This window comes from Streptomyces physcomitrii, assembly GCF_012273655.1.
In the GTDB taxonomy this organism is placed as follows: domain Bacteria; phylum Actinomycetota; class Actinomycetes; order Streptomycetales; family Streptomycetaceae; genus Streptomyces; species Streptomyces physcomitrii.
Map to the genome: position 1 here is coordinate 1 of NZ_JAAWWP010000049.1, position 1,064 is coordinate 1,064.

A 1,064-nucleotide genomic window follows, 5' to 3' on the forward strand; every position below is an offset into this window, starting at 1 on the left:
ATGACCGCGGTTTCTCTCGGTATTCCGTCCGTTCCGACCAGGCTGGCTGAGCGGCGTAAGAGCCGCCAGATCCAGGTGGGTACCGTGGCGGTGGGCGGGGACGCTCCTGTCTCGGTCCAGTCGATGACCACGACCCGTACCTCCGACATCGGGGCCACGCTCCAGCAGATCGCGGAGCTGACCGCCTCGGGCTGCCAGATCGTACGGGTGGCCTGTCCCACCCAGGACGACGCGGACGCGCTGGCCACCATCGCCAAAAAGTCGCAGATCCCGGTGATCGCGGACATCCACTTCCAGCCCAAGTACGTCTTCTCCGCCATCGACGCGGGCTGTGCGGCGGTCCGGGTGAATCCGGGCAACATCAAGCAGTTCGACGACAAGGTCCGGGAGATCGCCAAGGCCGCCGGCCAGGCCGGGACTCCGATCCGTATCGGTGTCAACGCCGGTTCGCTGGACCGGCGGCTGCTGCAGAAGTACGGCAAGGCCACTCCCGAGGCGCTGGTGGAGTCGGCGCTGTGGGAGGCCTCGCTGTTCGAGGAGCACGGTTTCCACGACATCAAGATCTCGGTCAAGCACAACGATCCGGTGGTGATGGTCAACGCCTACCGGCAGCTCGCCGAGGCCTGTGACTACCCGTTGCATCTGGGGGTGACGGAGGCGGGTCCGGCGTTCCAGGGGACGATCAAGTCGGCGGTGGCGTTCGGTGCGCTGCTCAGTGAGGGGATCGGGGACACGCTGCGGGTGTCGTTGTCGGCGCCTCCGGCGGAGGAGGTGAAGGTGGGTCTGCAGATCCTGGAGTCGCTCAATCTCAAGCAGCGGGGTCTGGAGATCGTCTCGTGTCCTTCGTGCGGGCGGGCGCAGGTGGATGTGTACAAGCTGGCGGAGGAGGTGACCGCGGGTCTGACGGGGATGGAGGTTCCGTTGCGGGTGGCGGTCATGGGGTGTGTGGTCAACGGTCCCGGTGAGGCGCGGGAGGCGGATCTCGGGGTGGCCTCGGGCAACGGCAAGGGGCAGATCTTCGTGAAGGGCGAGGTCATCGCGACCGTCCCGGAGTCGAAGATCGT

At 66.6% G+C, this 1,064-nt stretch carries 1 protein-coding gene; it reads left to right on the plus strand.

Going from position 1 to position 1,064, the window contains the following annotated elements:
* Positions 1-1,064 (plus strand): flavodoxin-dependent (E)-4-hydroxy-3-methylbut-2-enyl-diphosphate synthase (gene ispG / locus HFV08_RS31025; RefSeq protein ID WP_168543891.1); only part of this gene is annotated, 1,064 nt, incomplete at both ends.